We start from the raw sequence: 16,601 nt of genomic DNA, 5'->3' as shown, positions 1-16,601 counted from the left end.
TTTATTTATGAAATTAAAAAAGTTAGCTTTGATAGGAATGGTTGTTGTAGCTACAATGAGCGCATGCGGTATACAAAAAAAAGATGCTACTGAGACTCAGACAACAGCAGAGGGAGAATCAAAGGCAAATGCAGATGTTAAAAGACCAAGTGATTACGGTACAGCCGAGCTTGGAAAGTATATCGGTGTGGAAATACCTAATATCGATACAAGTGTAAGTGATCAGGATGTGGAAGCACAGATAAATACTGAATTAACGCAAGATCCTGACGTGGTTGAAGTAACAGACAGAGCTGTACAGGAAGGCGATACTGTAAATATAGACTACTTCGGAACAAAGGACGGAGTTGCCTTTGACGGAGGATCTGAAACAGGTTATAATTTAGTAATCGGAAGCAACAGCTTTATCGAAGGATTTGAGGCGGGACTTATAGGTCACAGCATCGGAGAAGATGTAAAACTTGATCTTACATTCCCTAAGGATTATAATAATGCCGATTTAGCCGGAGCCGCAGTGGTATTTGACGTAAAGATAAATTCAATATCAGTTTCATCTCCTGCAACTCTTACAGATGAGTGGGTAACTAAGCATACAAACGGTGAGCAGAAAACAGTAGATGAATTTAGAGCTGCCGTGAAGGCAAATCTTGAGGAACAAAGAAGTAAGAGCGCAAAATCACAGGATCAGTACAATGCGATTGCAGCCGTAATTGCAGACTCAAAATTTGAAATGAAGGATGAGGCTATTGATTTTGAATATAATAATATCTACAAGCCTATCGATAATATGATTACACAGTATGGCATGGATCTTGATCAGTATGCCTCAGCTTACGGCATGAGTGCGGATGAGCTCAAAACACAGATCAGAAATCAGGCTGAGAGCTATGTTAAGCAGGTTATTGTCACAAGAGAAATCTATAAGAAAGAGAAAATGTCTCTTACAGATGAGGATTACCAGGTAGTTGTAGATTTAAACGGCGGTTCTTTGACAAAAGACGAACTTATAAAGCAGTATGGTAAAGATGAGGTTGAAGAAACAGCCAAGACATATAAAGTTGTAAACTTTATTCTTGACAATGCCAAGAGAACAGATGTTACAGTAAACATCAACGGTGAGACTATGGGTAGTGAAGAAGGTGCAAGTGAAGAGACTAAAGTTGAGGGAGAAAGCAAAGCTTCTGAGAGTGCACCTGCCGAAGGCAGTGAGGCGGCACAATAATGAAAGCACTATTCTTTGATATAGATGGTACCTTGATTGACAATGATACAAAACAGGTGCCTAAATCCGCATTAAAGGCTATAGAAGAAGCGAGAGCGGCCGGACATTTGACATTTATAAATACCGGAAGAGTAGAATGTATAATAGGAAATATTAAAAACAGATTTAATATGGACGGTTATATTTGTGGATGTGGAACGCAGATAGTTGTCGGAGACAAGACCATCTTTGAGAAGAGGATAGATCATAACAGAGGCATTGAAATAAAAAAACTGTTAAAGAAATTTAATGTTGAAGGTATGCTTGAGGCGAGGCAGGGAATTTATTTTCCTGCCAAACCTTTTGTATATCCTGAGATTACAGAGAATATATTTGATGCGATATGTTCCATTGTAGAACCGTCTGTGGGAGAATTTGAAAAAGATGATTATGACTTTGATAAATTCTGCATTATAGACGATCCGAGATTTTCAAGGAGTGATCTGAAATCATTTTTTGCTGAATGCAATGATTTTGATATAATAGATCGAGGCGCAGGATTTTATGAATGTGTGCCATATCCTTGTTCAAAGGGAAAAGCTGTACTTCAAGTGCTGGATTATTACAATATAGCATTGGAAGATGCTTATGTATTTGGGGATAGTATGAATGATTTGCCGATGTTTACATGCGGAGCCGGGAACAGAATACTTCTTGGAGAGCATGACACCGCATTGGAAGAATATGCTACATACTTTGCAAAAAAAGTATCAGAAGATGGGATATATTTATCAATGAAAGAGCTTGGACTTATATAGTAACTTTCATTGACATTAGTATTTGGAGAGATTATGTTTTTCAAAGATGTTTGGAAAGATGTACAGGCTGTAAAGGACAGGGATCCGGCGGCCAGAAGTGCGTTTGAGGTTTTATTTTTATATCAAGGCGTACATGCTTTGATTATGCATAGAATTGCACATTGGTTCTATAAAAAGCATATGTTTTTTATAGCAAGATGGATATCACAGATTTCAAGATTTTTTACAATGATAGAGATACATCCGGGGGCTGAAATAGGCAGCGGAGTACTTATAGATCATGGAGCAGGTATTGTGATCGGAGAAACAGCGGTGGTTGGTGACAACTGTACACTGTATCAAGGAGTGACTCTTGGAGGTGTAGGAACAGCCAAGGGGAAAAGACATCCTACACTTGGAAAGAATGTAATGGTCGGTGCAGGTGCCAAAATACTGGGTTCATTTGAGGTTGGAGACAATGCATCTATAGGAGCAAATTCAGTTTTATTAAAACCTCTGGAAAGTGATTCCACAGCAGTGGGTATTCCTGCAAAGCCTGTTAGATTAAACGGCCAGGTTGTAGAGAGAAAACACAAACTTGCGCAGGTGAACGCGGACATTTCTAAGCTCGCAGAGACCATAGATATAATGAATGCGAGAATAAGAAAAATGGAAGAACTGCTGAATAAAAACGGTATTGATACAAGCTGTCTGGAAGACGGTAGAGATACCACAGAGTTTGCCGATTGGGTAATCTGATGAAAGCAGAATTAAATACAGTAAGCAGACGATTGGGAGTCGGTTATTCGACTTTCGATTTGTCTGCTTTTTTAGAAGAAAAAGCATTTGTATATCTTTTGCGCTGCAATGATAACAGTTTATATTGCGGATGGACTTCTGATATACAAAAAAGAGTCAAGGCTCACAATGCCGGAAAAGGTGCTAAATATACCAGAGCAAAATTGCCGGTTGAATTGGTTTATTTTGAGGTATATGCAGATAAAGTAGCGGCAATGCAAAGAGAATATGAAATAAAACAGTTAACGAAGCTTGAAAAGGAAATGTTGATAGATGAATCTTAAGATATTATATGAAGATAAAGACGTAATAGTGACAGTCAAGCCAAGGGGAATATCAAGTCAATCAAGTAACAGTTTTGAAGAGGATATGGTCAGCCTGTTAAAAAAGCATATGGGAAAAGACGCCTATGTAGGAGTGATACACCGGTTGGATAAGCCGGTATACGGAATAATGGTATACGGTAAGAATAAAAAAGCTACAGAAATCCTCAGCAATGAGCTTAGAAAAAAGAATATAGAAAAGACCTACGAAGCTTTGGTAGACGGACTTCCTGAAAGTGATGAAGGAGAGCTTACAGACTTTATAAAGAAACTTGATAACAATGTAAGTAAGGTTGTTGAAAAGAGTACTACAGGAGCTAAAGAAGCTGTATTAAAGTATAAAGTACTGGAGTCATATAAGAAGGACGACAGATATATCACAAGACTTAGAATAAATCTTATAACAGGAAGACATCATCAGATAAGACTCCAGTGTGCAAGCCACGGTTTCCCGCTGTATGGGGACCACAAGTATAATAAAAGACTTGCAAATGTTAAGACGGATGAGGACAAAGTACTCTCTTTGGCGGCTGTAAACTTAAGCTTTAAGCACCCTAAAACAGGTATGGAATTAAATTATAAAATTAATGCAGATTTTTGAAAAAAAGTATTGACAAAGAACATATAAAATGATAAAGTTAGGGAGTACTAACCAAGGGAAATAAATTTTCTTTAAGAATAAAGAAAACGGAGGTAGGTATGCCCGTTGATATAGTAAAAAGGCTTGCATCGAATGAAGATGACAGTGTGGAGCTGAGACTCATTATTCAAAATGCAGCGGTATTGAAGGGGAAAAGAATTTCCGGAATGCTCTTTTTAAATGACAAAGAGTTGGCCATAATAAGTGAGAAACTAAGAAAAACAAGTATCAGCTTGATGATTCTTTGCACTTGTAAGAAGAGACATTTGGTTTTGATATACAGAGCAAAAGAACTTGAAGAGTATCTTAAAAGATCAGAGGTTAGTGACTATTTAAGAGAGTTTGGATATAGGAGAGATGATTTCATATCAAATCTTATCAGACTGCATCAGAGGATGAACGGTTTTTATAATAAAATTAAAGAGTTTCCTCATGAGGTAGGAGTATTTTTGGGATATCCTATATGTGATATAAAGGGCTTCCTTGAAAACAAAGGAGAGAGATATCTACATAGCGGATATTGGAAAATATATGGCAATCTGGAAGAGACCAGAGAAAAGTTTTTAAGCTATGATGAGGCTAGAGAGATTGCTATTGACGAGTTCTTAGCCGGAAACAGGCTTGAGAATATAGCTTGTTGATAATGGTTTATATGCCTATAAAATATTCTTTTAAGGAGTAAAAATATGGAAAAAGCAATTATTGTTTATTGGAGTTCAACAGGAAACACAGAAGCTATGGCAAATGTGATAGCTGAAGGAGTAAAGGCGGCAGGCGGAACACCTGAACTTGTATTTGTAGACAGTGTTAATGTAGATGAATTACTTGCACAGCCTGCATTTGCTATCGGATGTCCTGCAATGGGTGCAGAGGAGCTTGACGAGTCCGTTGATAGCTTTGTATCAGAGATAGAAGGCAAGGTATCAGGTAAAAACATTCTTTTATTCGGTTCATATGACTGGGGCGATGGAGAGTGGATGAGATTATGGGTTGAGCGTATGCAAAATGCCGGAGCAAATATTATCGGTGGAGAAGGTATTATAGCAAACCTTGAGCCTGATGATGATGCAAAAGCTGCATTGGAAGCGGCAGGAAAGCAGTTAGCTGCATTTTAATTTTTTTGGTCTTACATTAGGACAACCTAATTTAAGATATGACAGTGAAAGCTGTCATAATATATAGTGTAGTGGTGAAAACCGTTACACAAACAATATGGTGGTGAAAACTATCATATACTATCAAGTAAGACTTGAGCAACCTTATTTGATAATATACAGTGTTACACATATTGAAATTTCCTCTTACTTAAAAGACAGGCCTTGAGCAAGCCTGTCTTTTTCTTTGGTAAAAAATATATATAATAGTGTAAATTTATTATAAATTTATTGCCTTCAATTAAAGTGTTTTCGCTTGACATAAACGGTATGTCATAGTATAATCTCACGGAACTAGTTAGATTAAGTATTGAATTCGCCACATACGCCGGTATAGTGGTTTTTTTCTAATCTTAAAGTTTGATTGAAGTTGAAGTTTTGGCTTCAAAAATGAAAAATTAAGGACGGTTTTACTTAGTAAGAGTGAAATAGAAGTCAAAATGGAGGAAATATGGCAGAAAAAAAGCATATATTAACTTATGAGGGACTTAAGAACTTAGAGGATGAGTTACAGGATTTAAAGGTAAATAAGAGAAAAGAAATTGCTGAAAAGATAAAAGAGGCAAGAGAACAGGGTGATCTCTCAGAGAATGCAGAATACGATGCCGCAAAAGATGAGCAAAGAGATATAGAGGCCAGAATAGAGCAACTTGAGAACCTTTTAAAGAATGCTGAAGTTGTTGTAGAGGATGAGGTCGATCTGGATACAATCGGTATCGGATGTATGGTAAAGATTCTTGATAAAGAATTTGATGATGAACTTGATTTTAAAATTGTAGGTTCTACAGAGGCCGATTCACTTGCCGGTAAGATAAGCAATGAGTCACCGCTCGGTAAAGCATTACTCGGTAAAAAAATCGGAGAAACAGCAGTTGTAGAAACACAGGCAGGTGTTTCGGAATATATGGTATTAGGAATACAAAGAGTATCTTAAGGAGGAAATATGGCAAATAGCAATGAACCAATGACAACAGAGGACCTGAATCATATTTTAAAGGCAAGAAGAGACAAACTTGCAGAGTTACAGGCGGCAAACAACGACCCTTTCTTTATCACAAAGTATGATGTAGAAAAGCATAGTGCAGATATAAAGGACAACTTCGAGGAATTAGACGGAAAAAGTGTCAAGATTGCAGGTAGACTTATGTCAAAGCGTGTCATGGGTAAGGCGTCATTTTGTCATGTACAGGATTTAAAGGGAAGAATACAGGCATATGTAGCAAGAGATTCTGTAGGAGAGGACGAATACAAAGCATTCAAGAAGCTTGATATCGGTGATATCGTAGGTGTTACAGGTGAAGTTTTCAAGACACAGACAGGTGAGGTAAGCTTACACGCTACAAAGGTAGAGTTGCTTTCAAAGAGTTTAAAGCCGCTTCCTGAGAAATTTCACGGACTTACAGATACAGATACAAGATATCGTCAAAGATATGTGGATCTTATAATGAATGAGGATGTAAAAGATACATTTATAAAGAGATCAAAAATAATAACAGAAATCAGAAAGTTCCTTGACGGTCAGGGATTCATGGAAGTTGAGACCCCTATGCTTGTAAGCAATGCAGGCGGTGCGGCCGCAAGACCTTTCAATACACATTTCAATGCTTTAAATGAAGATGTAAAGCTTCGTATTTCACTTGAGCTTTACCTTAAGAGACTTATTGTAGGTGGACTTGAGAGAGTATATGAGATAGGAAGAGTGTTTAGAAATGAGGGTGTTGATACAAGACATAACCCTGAGTTTACACTTATGGAACTTTACCAGGCATATACAGATTATCACGGTATGATGGATCTTACTGAAAATATGTTCAGATACCTTGCAGAGAAAGTTTGTGGTACTACTACAATACCTTATGCCGAGGCAAGGATAGATCTTGGAAAGCCTTTTGAGAGAATTACAATGGTTGAGGCTATAAAGAAATACTCAGGCATTGATTTTGACAAGATAGAGACAACCGAAGAAGCAAAGGCACTTGCAAAGGAAAAAGGCATTGAGTTTGAAGAGCGTCACTCAAGAGGTGATATCATTAATCTTTTCTTTGAGGAGTTTGTAGAGGAGAAACTTATACAGCCTACATTTGTAATGGATCATCCTATAGAGGTGTCACCACTTACAAAGAAAAAGCCAAGCGATCCAAGATATGTAGAAAGATTTGAGCTCTTTATCTATGGTAGAGAGATGGCAAATGCTTACTCTGAGCTTAACGATCCGATAGATCAAAGAGAGAGATTCCAGGCACAGGAAGAAGCATTTGCAGCAGGAGATGAGGAAGCAAATCATACTGATGAAGACTTCTTAAATGCTCTTGAGATAGGTATGCCGCCTACAGGAGGTATCGGCTACGGTATCGACAGACTTGTAATGTTGCTTACAAACTCACCTGCAATCAGAGATGTATTACTCTTCCCTACAATGAAGAGTCTTGATAAGCCAAATATAGCCAGAAATGATACAGACTCAGCCGACTCAAAGAGCGGTTTCTTTACACCGAATGAGAAGATAGATTTTTCAAATGTAAAGATAGAGCCACTTTTTGAAGAGTGTGTAGATTTTGATACATTCTCAAAATCAGATTTCAGAGCTGTAAAGGTAAAGGATTGTGTGGCAGTGCCAAAGAGCAAGAAGCTTTTACAGTTCACTTTGGATGACGGAACAGGTAAGGACAGAACAATCCTTTCAGGTATTCATGATTTCTATGAGCCGGAGGAGCTTGTCGGAAAGACACTTATTGCGATCACAAATCTTCCGGCTAGAGCAATGATGGGCATTGAGTCATGCGGTATGCTCTTAAGTGCTGTAAATGAGCTTAAAGAGGGCGAGGGCGAAGAGCTTCACCTTATCATGGTAGATAATCATATACCGGCAGGAGCTAAGTTGTACTAATTAAAGAAAACATGATTAAATAAAAATGTATAAATGAAGAGGATGGGAGGATACTTCCGTCCTTTTTTAGTGTGATTTTATAATTATATGTTTAGTTAAGTCTTATATATTAGTCGGTAGAAACGGGATATGGCTTCTGTCATTCTCAAATTAAGAGATAACGTCATTTGATAAAAAATCTCGACTGAGCAGTATGCGTGTGTTAAACTAAAAATACTAAAAGTAGAAAAATAACTTTTTGGGATAGTATGGTGAAGTTTATGTGGCAAAAAGTAAAAGAAAAAAAGAAATATACTCTTAGAAAAGAAATGACAAGTCTAATGTTACGAACATCCGCATGTACTCTGTTATCAGCTGTACTTGCTATTCTTTATGTGTTCTTCTCATTCTTTTTTCAAAAAACAAAAGAAGATATAGAGTACGTTTTGAAAAGTACATCTCAGCAGTATCAATCTCACATGCAGTTTATAGCAGATGGAGCAATATCTATTCGACATAACATATTACTGGATGATTTCTTTGAAAATAACGGATTTGATAGAGAAGTAGTAGAAGAACAACTTTCGTACAGTATGGAATTATTTGCAGACAGAAATAGAGTAAATCAGCAACTTCCTTTTGTTACAAGTCTATATTTGTTTAATAATAATGATCAATGTATTAATGAGCATTATTATGCCACAACACTGGCTTTTGAAATGGAAGAAGAAAATAAATACCGAAGTATGCAAAGATGGTTTAAAGCAGATGGTAATAGATATGCTTCGTTAACAGACAAAGAGAATCTGAATATACTTTTTAGAATTTATGATGATAAAATGGAAGAAAAAGGGATCGGTATAGCTCAAATTAGTTTGAAAGCAATAGATGCTGTATTTGAAAATGTAAGTAATTATAAAGACGGTTCATGGATGCTTTTATCAGGCAATGATTTTCTGCTTTTTCCGGAGGAAAAAGCAGAAATAATAGATAAACTAAGTAAAACGGAAGCAGTTTGGTCGGGAATGCGAAATGTTGGAGGAGAGAAAGTTATAGGATATGCGGATGTCTGCGGTTTTGATATTAGATTAATTACAACGGTAGATCAAAGCAATATTTTTTCAATACTTCGTCCTATATTGGTTATTTTTTTGATTGGATTGGGAATAGTTCTGGCTCTTACATTTATTGTGGCATATGGAGTCAGCTATAGATTTACGAAGCCTGTTACGAAAATGATTTCAAGTATACAGGCATTTGGTAAGCAGGAACTTAATGCAAGAATAGAGGATTCATCTATTCAGGAATTTCATGATATAGGAACTGTGTTTAATGAGATGGCAGACAGAATAGAATATCTGATTACAGAAGTATATGAAAAGCAATTAATAGCAACACAATCCAAAGTGAAATATCTTCAATCACAGATTAATCCTCATTTTCAATTTAATATATTGGCAATGCTTAGCCTTAAGGCAAAGATGGCCGGAAATGAGGATCTGTATCAAAGTTTAAATGCCTTTTCAAAGCTGATGCAAGGGAAGATCTTTCGTGAAAAAGAAATAAAGATCAAAGTAAAAGAGGAATTGGATATTGTGAAATTTTATCTTATTTTACAGAAAGAAAGATATCAGGAAAAGCTTTCTTATGATATTTATGTGGAAGATGACAGAATATATGAAGATATGATTCCAAGATTGTTGATAGAACCACTGGTTGAAAATGCAGTTTCTCATGGGTTAGAGCCACAAAAAGAAAAGGGCAGGATTGTTGTTAGACTGCATGAAGAATTTACAGAAAAGGAAAATAGAAGCTCAATGCTTCATATTTGTGTAGAAGATAATGGTGTGGGAATGGGAGAAAAGGAAATCGAAGTAAATATTCAGGATGAGCAATATAAGGTAGAACATACACATACAGGATTTGAGAATACAAAAAGAATGCTTCAGATATTGTATGGAGATAACTATGAATTCAAGATATGGAGTGAAAAAGGTAATGGAACTAGGATTGAAATTATAATTCCGGTAGAAAGAGGCATAAATTATGTGGAAAGTAGTAGCGGCAGATGATGAAGCATACATTAGAGAAGCATTAAAAAAATTAATAAATTGGGAAAAAATGAATTGTAATCTGATAGATGTTGTGGATGACGGGCAAGAGTTAATAAATAAGATAGAAGAGGAAGAACCGGATATTGTAATTACCGATATTCAAATGCCGGAAGTAAATGGTATGGATGTATGTAAATATTTATATGAAACATATCCGGAAACCCAAGTTATTATTCTGACTGCATATGCTGATTTTTCATATGCAAAAACTGCAATTAAATATAGCATCTGTGATTATGTTTTAAAGGTTTCCATCATGGATGAACTTCCGGATGCAATTGAAAAAGCTACAGGAAATCTAAATCAGTTGAAAAGAGAGATAGAAAAAAATGAAAAAGACCTATTGGCGCAGCTATCATTAATACAACAGATAGATCATTATATAGAACAGAATTATAAAAAGAAATTATCACTGGATGATATTGCAGAGGCATTACATATTAACAGCAGTTATTTGAGCAGGGTATATAAGATAAAGAAGGGAAAAAATTTATTTGATACAATTCTTAATCTAAGAATAGAAGCGGCAAAAGACTATTTGATAAACACTGATATGAGAACCTATGAAATCTCAGAATTGGTAGGTGTGGAGGATGCCAGTTATTTTTCAAAGATGTTTAAAAAAATCACAGGACTGTCACCAAAAGAATACAGAAAGCAGGAAGAAAATGAAGAATAAGGTGAAAAAGCTTCTGTTATTGATGTGGATACTGCTAATCTGTTTCATGTTAAGCGGATGTGAAAAAGAAAAGAAAAAAGTAACAATCACTGTAATACATTCATGGGGTGGAACAGAAGCTGATCATGTTGCAATGAGACAAATATATGAACAGTTTCAAAATGAGAATCCGGACATTAACCTTAGATTGATTTCTATGCCGACAAGAAATGAAACATTGCGTAAAGTTGAGGATATGATTATGGTAGGCGATACACCGGATATAATTGCCTTTAGCGGAATGGGTGAAAACAGCATATATAATTTTATGGTCGAGAATAATATGGCATTGGATATTCAACCATATTTAGAAGAAGATTCGGAATTTGACAGAGATATTTCTAAAACAAATAAAAAATATTGGACAACAAAAGCGGGTAATCTTTATACGGTCGTTGATGTACTTTCTTTGAGCGGTGGATATTGGTACAATGAAGAAATTTTAGAAAAAGCGGGAGTGAGGCAACTTCCCGGTACATGGAATGAATTTATTGCTATGTGTGATCGGATCAATGAATGGGCAAAAAAAGAGAGTGCTGAAGTGAAGCCGTTAAGACCGTCTGCAGAAGGCTATCTATACTTTATGGACCACATGTTATTTAGTGAGAAGGACTCTATAAGTGAAATTAGTGATGAGGATTTTGTAGATACCTTAAAAAAGATGGAAAGTATTTATCATTTTTCAACATTTGAAAATACATCATATAGCTATAGAGATGAGACAAGACTTTTTAATGAAGGTAGACTTGCTATTTATGTGAATGGTGTATGGGGAGCACCTATGATTTCAGAAAAAATACATGCAAAATATGCATTATTGCCCACTAAAGACGGGATATCCATGTCCTGTGAATCGGCAAGTTTGGGGTATGTGCTTGGAAAGAGCGGCAGTAAAGAGCGAGAGGATGCTTCTGTAAGATTTTTGAAGTATATTCTCAGTGAAAAAGTACAGATACAGATATTGGAACGAACAGAGCAATTTCCGGCGAATCCAAATATTTCTTTGGAAAAGTATAAGAATGAAAAAAATCGAATGTATCAGGCAGCAACATTGGTGTTGGATGCAGAAAGAAAAATTGAGATACCTGATAATGTTTGGTCGGCATCACAAAAAGAATACTTTACAGATAATATTTTTAAAGTGTTGACAAATGAGATGGATAAGCAGGAGTTGGTGGATAATATAGATAAAAGAATCAGATGATTAAAAGAACATGTAAAATATTGCAGTTAAAGTAAATATTTTACATGCTCTTTTTGTTTATATGTAAAGATAATACATGATTAAGTAAATTTGCTTCATTCAAAATACATAAAGAAAATAATAAAATAAAAACATAAAGTATATGAAAATATTAAATACTAAACGAGGAGGATGGTATGAAAAGAAAATTATTGAGTGTATTATTGATTGCTGCAATGGGAGTATCTGTTCTTGCCGGATGCGCAAGCAGTGATTCCCAAAAAACAGAGGTAGATAAAAAGGCGGCATCAAGTGATGAAAATGTACTTGAGTTTTATCATGGATATTATCAGGATAAAAGCGAATGGGCTGCAGCACAGGTAATGCGTGATATTTATGATGAATTTGCCAAGGCACATGCAGATGGAGCAGTGACATTTAAGCCAATTCCTGTAGAGAACAGAGATGATATTGTAAGTGCAAAGGTTGCAGGAGGATCTTTTCCGGATATGGTTGATGTTGGTGGAGCCGGAGTACCTCAGTCAGCAATTTCACAGAATCTCGTATATGATTTGAAGCCATATATTGATGAAAATAAACTTCAGGATGCTGTAGGACTTAATTATACACAGCATGATATGGATGGACATATATATGCCGTACATGATCAGATTGAGAGCCGTGGACTTTGGTATAATTCCTCTGTTTTTGAAAAGGCAGGGGTATCTGCAGATGCATTGAAAGATTGGAATTCTTTTGGAGAAGCAATGACGAAGATATCAGCTCTGAATGACGGAACCTATGGTTATATCGGTGGTCAAGGATCAAGCTATATAGTAAATAGTATAATGGCTTCAACAGAAAACGGAAAGAAGATGTTGGAATCTGAACTTACAGAAGAAATAATTAACTCAGATGAGTTTGCAAATGCATTTAAGACAGCGGCAAAATTGGATCAGGCAAACGGATCGGATCATACAACAGATGATAATGGAAATTTAATGGCTGAATTCAACACAAACGGAAAAGTAGGTGTTTTGTTTAATGGTGTATGGAATGCAAGCGGAATAGATGCATCACTTGTTGATTCTATTGAACCTTCATTGTTCCCGGGTAATGTAGCTATTGCATCAGCAGGTGGTGGACTTGCTGTTTCCAATAAGATGAGCGATGAAAAAACAAAATTGGCTCTTGAATTTATCAAGTATATGACAAGCAAAGAGGTACAGGAAAAGATATTTACAGAAGTACAGGCTAACCCTTGTAATACAACTGTAGATCTTAATGCATTAGCCCAGAAGAGTGGTGATGCGGCAACAATTAAGCTTGCAAAAGCATGCTCACAGGTTAATTCAGCAGATACTGTTGTAATTGATATGAATTATACATGGGGGTCTGATGTTGATAAGGCGATTATAAATGCTTTAATGGAATGTGCAGTATCAGGAACTGATGTGGATGCGAGATTTGAATCTCTTAAGAAAGAATTGCTTGCATTGATAGGTTAAGTTATCTGAAAAAAGACTACATAAAAAGGGAGGGGGATAAGTCCCTTCCCGTTTTTAATTAATGAGAAAACCTTATTGTAGGGCTTTTATAATAGGAGGTAGAAAATTGGAGATGGTAAACAGACCTAAAAAGAAAAAAAGTAAATTAGGTATGAGGAGAACAGGGTTTATTATTGCGTTTTTGGCACCAACACTTTTTGTTTTTTGTGTGTTCTATTTATATCCGATTATTACTGTATTTGTAACATCATTCTGTAAATGGGATTATACCAACATTACAAGTCCTGAATTTTTTGGATGGAATGATTTGTGGAACAACTATAATTATATTTTTAACAAGTATCCATTTTTCTGGGAGGCACTTAAAAACTCAACAAAATGGGCGATAGTGGGAGCAGTTGTACAAATTCCGATTGCGACATTAATTGCTCTGGCACTATCCAGAAAAGTAAAAGGAATTAAATTTGTACGAATTGTTTATATAATTCCGAATATGATATCAACGGCTGCTATGGGTGTGATTTTTTTGCAATTATACAATCCGTCCTATGGAATTATCAATCCTATAATTCGTTTGTTTAATAAAGACTTTTCTGACAGCATACTCTTATTAAAAGGACCTGCATTTGTTGCTATGACATGTGCCTATATATTCTTTACAGGAACTACGACTTTAATGATTCTTGGCAATATTATGGCTGTACCGGAGGAGATAAGAGAAGCTGCCATGCTGGATGGAGCAAGTGGTTTAAAACAGGACCTGCATATTACAATTCCAATGATTAAAGGAACCTTAAAAACAGTATCAGTCCTTGCGGCAACATCAGGATTCCTTCTCTATAACGAAGTATATTTTTTAACGAAGGGAGCGGCGGGAACTTATAGTATCAGTTATGTGATACGTGAACTTGCTATTACGAGTCCGAGAACTCAGTTTGGAAGAGCAAATGCAGTTGCAATGATACAAATACTGGCAGGAATGGTTATCATTCTTGTAGTTAGTTTTGTATACAGTTTGTCATATAAAAAAGAAAAACATTAGAGGGGAGTTATGACATTGAAAAAATTTAAAAAAGAAAAAACAGTTAAAGATATGCCGATTGGAACAAAGATTTTTACATATTTATGCCTCATATGGGCATTAACTGTATCATTAGTTCCATTGATTTGGCTTGTACTTTCCAGCCTAAAAAAAGATCCTATGGCAAGACCGGGATTTCAACTTCCTGATTCTATTTGTATAGATGGATATATTTCCACATTTAGAGATCTTCATGTTCTTAGATATTTTGGCAACAGTTTATTTGTAGCGGGAATGTCTGTATTAATCAGTGTAGTTATGATATCCATGTCTGCATATGTGGTAGCAAGAATGGAATTCAGAGGCAAAGCATTAGTAAATATTTTGCTGTATTCAACAATGTTTATTCCGGCAACAGCCTTGACATATCCTGTATACAATTTGATCAATAATCTTCACTTGTATGATACAAGGGCGGCATTGATTCTGATTTATTCATGCAGTGGAATAGCGGTAAGTTTTTTTGTTATTAAAAATTATTACAATAATATTCCGAGAGAGTTGGAAGAAGCAGCCAGAATTGACGGATGCGGGTATTTTCAAACATGGCTGATGGTTATTTTTCCAATTGCAAGACCGGGAATTATGACAGCGGCAGTACTGGCATTTTTGAATAATTGGAACGAATACTACTGGGCGTCACTTGTATTGATTACAAGAGAAAAATTGACTGTTCCGGCATTGCTTTCAACTTTTACGACATCATTTAATACAAATTACAACGGCTTATTTTCAGCAATGGTAGTAATTATTCTTCCACCGGTGGTATTGTACTGTATTTTTAGTAAATTCTTTGTGGAAGCATTATCAGGTGGAGCAGTAAAAGGATAGGAGAAGAAGATAAATGAATCAAGAGATTAGAGAAAGAACAAAATGGTTTATGGATGCCAGATTCGGAATGTTTATACATTGGGGATTATATTCTATTCCGGCATGTGGAGAGTGGATAATGTCACAAAAGGAAATGACGGTTGAAGAATATAGGACATATTTTGAACAGTTTGATCCGGTAGATTATGATCCTAAAAAATGGGTTAAACTTGCAAAAGAAGCCGGAATGAAGTATGCAGTTTTGACGGCCAAGCATCATGACGGTTTTTGTCTGTTTGATTCCAAACTTACAGACTATAAGGCAACAAATACGAAAGCAGGCAGAGATCTTGTAAGAGAGTTTGTAGACGCCTGCAGAGAAGAAGATTTGAGAGTTGGTTTATATTTTTCAATTATTGATTGGCATCATCCGGACTTCCCTAAATTTGGGGATCGTCAGCATCCAATGAGAAACAATAAAGCTTATGAAAATGAAGAAATAGATTTTGAACGCTATTTGGAGTACATGCATGGACAGGTGAAAGAACTCGTGACAGGATATGGAAAGCTGGATCTTCTTTGGTTTGATTTCTCTTATGATGACATGACAGGAGAAAAATGGAAAGCAACAGAATTGATAAAAATGGTACGTTCATATCAGCCGGATGTGATTATTGACAATCGATTAGAGGGTTCAGGAGAGAGCCATGGAAGTATTGCAACAGAACATCCGCTATTTTACAGTGGTGATTTTGCAAGTCCGGAACAGATCATACCTCCAAAGGGAGTATGCGATGAAAAAGGTGAACCGATACCATGGGAACTTTGTACAACAATGAATAATCATTGGGGGTATTGTAAATTCGATCATCAGTACAAAACTCCACAGATGCTTGTAAGAAAGCTTGTAGAATGCGTAAGCAAAGATGGAAATATGATTTTGAATGTGGGACCTGATGCAAAGGGAAATATTCCGCAGGAAAGTATAAATATTCTGACAGATTTGGGAAAATGGATGAGTAAAAATAAAGAAAGTATATATGGATGTGGTATATCCAAGTTGGAAAAACCGGATTGGGGAAGATATACACAGAAGGGAAATACAATATATGCACATGTCTATGAAACTCCATTGGGAGCTTTGCCTTTATATGGAATTGCACCGGACAAATTGGACAAAATCACTTATTTGGCAGATGGAAGTGAAGTAAGACGCGGAGAAGCATGGAACACCGCACTTTATCCGGATATTGCATTTATTTCATTTGGAGAAGACCCCGTATTTACATATCCGTTACCAGATGAAAAAGATACAGTACTGAAAATTGAATTAAAAGAATAGTATACAGCTATAGTTATTTTCAATTAAAAATATTTAATTGGGATAGTATCTTAAATTAAAACAAGA

16 protein-coding genes are annotated in these 16,601 nt (G+C 36.0%); all 16 read left to right on the top strand.

Annotated features, from left to right (window positions below):
- The first annotated feature begins 7 nt into the window (after positions 1-7).
- The 16 genes from tig to EHV10_RS07670 all read left to right on the top strand — a co-directional run bounded on the left by tig (position 8) and on the right by EHV10_RS07670 (position 16,535).
- Positions 8-1,222, top strand: coding sequence for a trigger factor (tig, locus tag EHV10_RS07745; protein ID WP_128674149.1), 1,215 nt, complete (start codon positions 8-10; stop codon positions 1,220-1,222).
- Positions 1,222-2,019, top strand: coding sequence for an HAD hydrolase family protein (locus tag EHV10_RS07740; protein WP_128674148.1), 798 nt, complete (start codon positions 1,222-1,224; stop codon positions 2,017-2,019). Before tig ends, EHV10_RS07740 begins: the two co-directional genes overlap by 1 nt.
- A gap of 33 nt (positions 2,020-2,052) precedes the next feature.
- Entirely contained in the window at positions 2,053-2,757 is a 705-nt protein-coding gene (gene cysE, locus EHV10_RS07735; protein ID WP_128674147.1) for a serine O-acetyltransferase, read from the top strand.
- Positions 2,757-3,080 carry a GIY-YIG nuclease family protein gene (locus EHV10_RS07730; protein ID WP_128674146.1) on the top strand — a complete coding sequence of 108 codons (324 nt, stop codon included), beginning with the start codon at positions 2,757-2,759 and terminating at the stop codon, positions 3,078-3,080. The genes cysE and EHV10_RS07730 overlap by 1 nt, the downstream gene beginning before the upstream one ends.
- Complete coding sequence (locus EHV10_RS07725) at positions 3,070-3,720, top strand: RluA family pseudouridine synthase (RefSeq protein WP_128674145.1); 651 nt, start codon at positions 3,070-3,072, stop codon at positions 3,718-3,720. The genes EHV10_RS07730 and EHV10_RS07725 overlap by 11 nt, the downstream gene beginning before the upstream one ends.
- Positions 3,721-3,818: 98 nt before the next feature.
- Positions 3,819-4,400 carry a DUF3793 family protein gene (locus EHV10_RS07720; RefSeq protein WP_128674144.1) on the top strand — a complete coding sequence of 194 codons (582 nt, stop codon included), beginning with the start codon at positions 3,819-3,821 and terminating at the stop codon, positions 4,398-4,400.
- A 45-nt stretch (positions 4,401-4,445) separates the two neighbouring features.
- Positions 4,446-4,874 carry a flavodoxin gene (locus EHV10_RS07715; protein WP_009662157.1) on the top strand — a complete coding sequence of 143 codons (429 nt, stop codon included), beginning with the start codon at positions 4,446-4,448 and terminating at the stop codon, positions 4,872-4,874.
- 490 nt (positions 4,875-5,364) lie between these two features.
- Positions 5,365-5,847: a transcription elongation factor GreA gene (gene greA, locus EHV10_RS07710; RefSeq protein WP_007594083.1), complete on the top strand. Its 483-nt coding sequence runs from the start codon at positions 5,365-5,367 to the stop codon at positions 5,845-5,847.
- 9 nt (positions 5,848-5,856) lie between these two features.
- Entirely contained in the window at positions 5,857-7,800 is a 1,944-nt protein-coding gene (gene lysS / locus EHV10_RS07705) for a lysine--tRNA ligase (protein ID WP_128674143.1), read from the top strand.
- Positions 7,801-8,060: 260 nt separating this feature from the next.
- On the top strand, positions 8,061-9,851 hold the full coding sequence (locus EHV10_RS07700) for a sensor histidine kinase (protein ID WP_243116104.1): 1,791 nt from the start codon (positions 8,061-8,063) through the stop codon (positions 9,849-9,851).
- Positions 9,826-10,572, top strand: coding sequence for a response regulator transcription factor (locus EHV10_RS07695; protein WP_128674141.1), 747 nt, complete (start codon positions 9,826-9,828; stop codon positions 10,570-10,572). Before EHV10_RS07700 ends, EHV10_RS07695 begins: the two co-directional genes overlap by 26 nt.
- On the top strand, positions 10,562-11,815 hold the full coding sequence (locus EHV10_RS07690; RefSeq protein ID WP_128674140.1) for an extracellular solute-binding protein: 1,254 nt from the start codon (positions 10,562-10,564) through the stop codon (positions 11,813-11,815). The genes EHV10_RS07695 and EHV10_RS07690 overlap by 11 nt, the downstream gene beginning before the upstream one ends.
- Positions 11,816-11,991: 176 nt before the next feature.
- Positions 11,992-13,302 carry an ABC transporter substrate-binding protein gene (locus EHV10_RS07685; protein WP_128674139.1) on the top strand — a complete coding sequence of 437 codons (1,311 nt, stop codon included), beginning with the start codon at positions 11,992-11,994 and terminating at the stop codon, positions 13,300-13,302.
- A gap of 112 nt (positions 13,303-13,414) precedes the next feature.
- Complete coding sequence (locus EHV10_RS07680) at positions 13,415-14,344, top strand: carbohydrate ABC transporter permease (RefSeq protein ID WP_128674308.1); 930 nt, start codon at positions 13,415-13,417, stop codon at positions 14,342-14,344.
- A 9-nt stretch (positions 14,345-14,353) separates the two neighbouring features.
- A complete protein-coding gene (locus tag EHV10_RS07675; protein WP_207667141.1) occupies positions 14,354-15,214 on the top strand; it encodes a carbohydrate ABC transporter permease in 861 nt (286 codons plus the stop codon).
- Positions 15,215-15,227: 13 nt separating this feature from the next.
- On the top strand, positions 15,228-16,535 hold the full coding sequence (locus EHV10_RS07670; protein ID WP_128674138.1) for an alpha-L-fucosidase: 1,308 nt from the start codon (positions 15,228-15,230) through the stop codon (positions 16,533-16,535).
- Positions 16,536-16,601 lie beyond the last annotated feature (66 nt).

This window comes from Lachnoanaerobaculum gingivalis (assembly GCF_003862475.1).
GTDB classification, from domain to species: domain Bacteria; phylum Bacillota; class Clostridia; order Lachnospirales; family Lachnospiraceae; genus Lachnoanaerobaculum; species Lachnoanaerobaculum gingivalis.
Note: the sequence above shows the minus strand (reverse complement) of the source record. Positions and strands in the feature narration are given on the sequence as shown.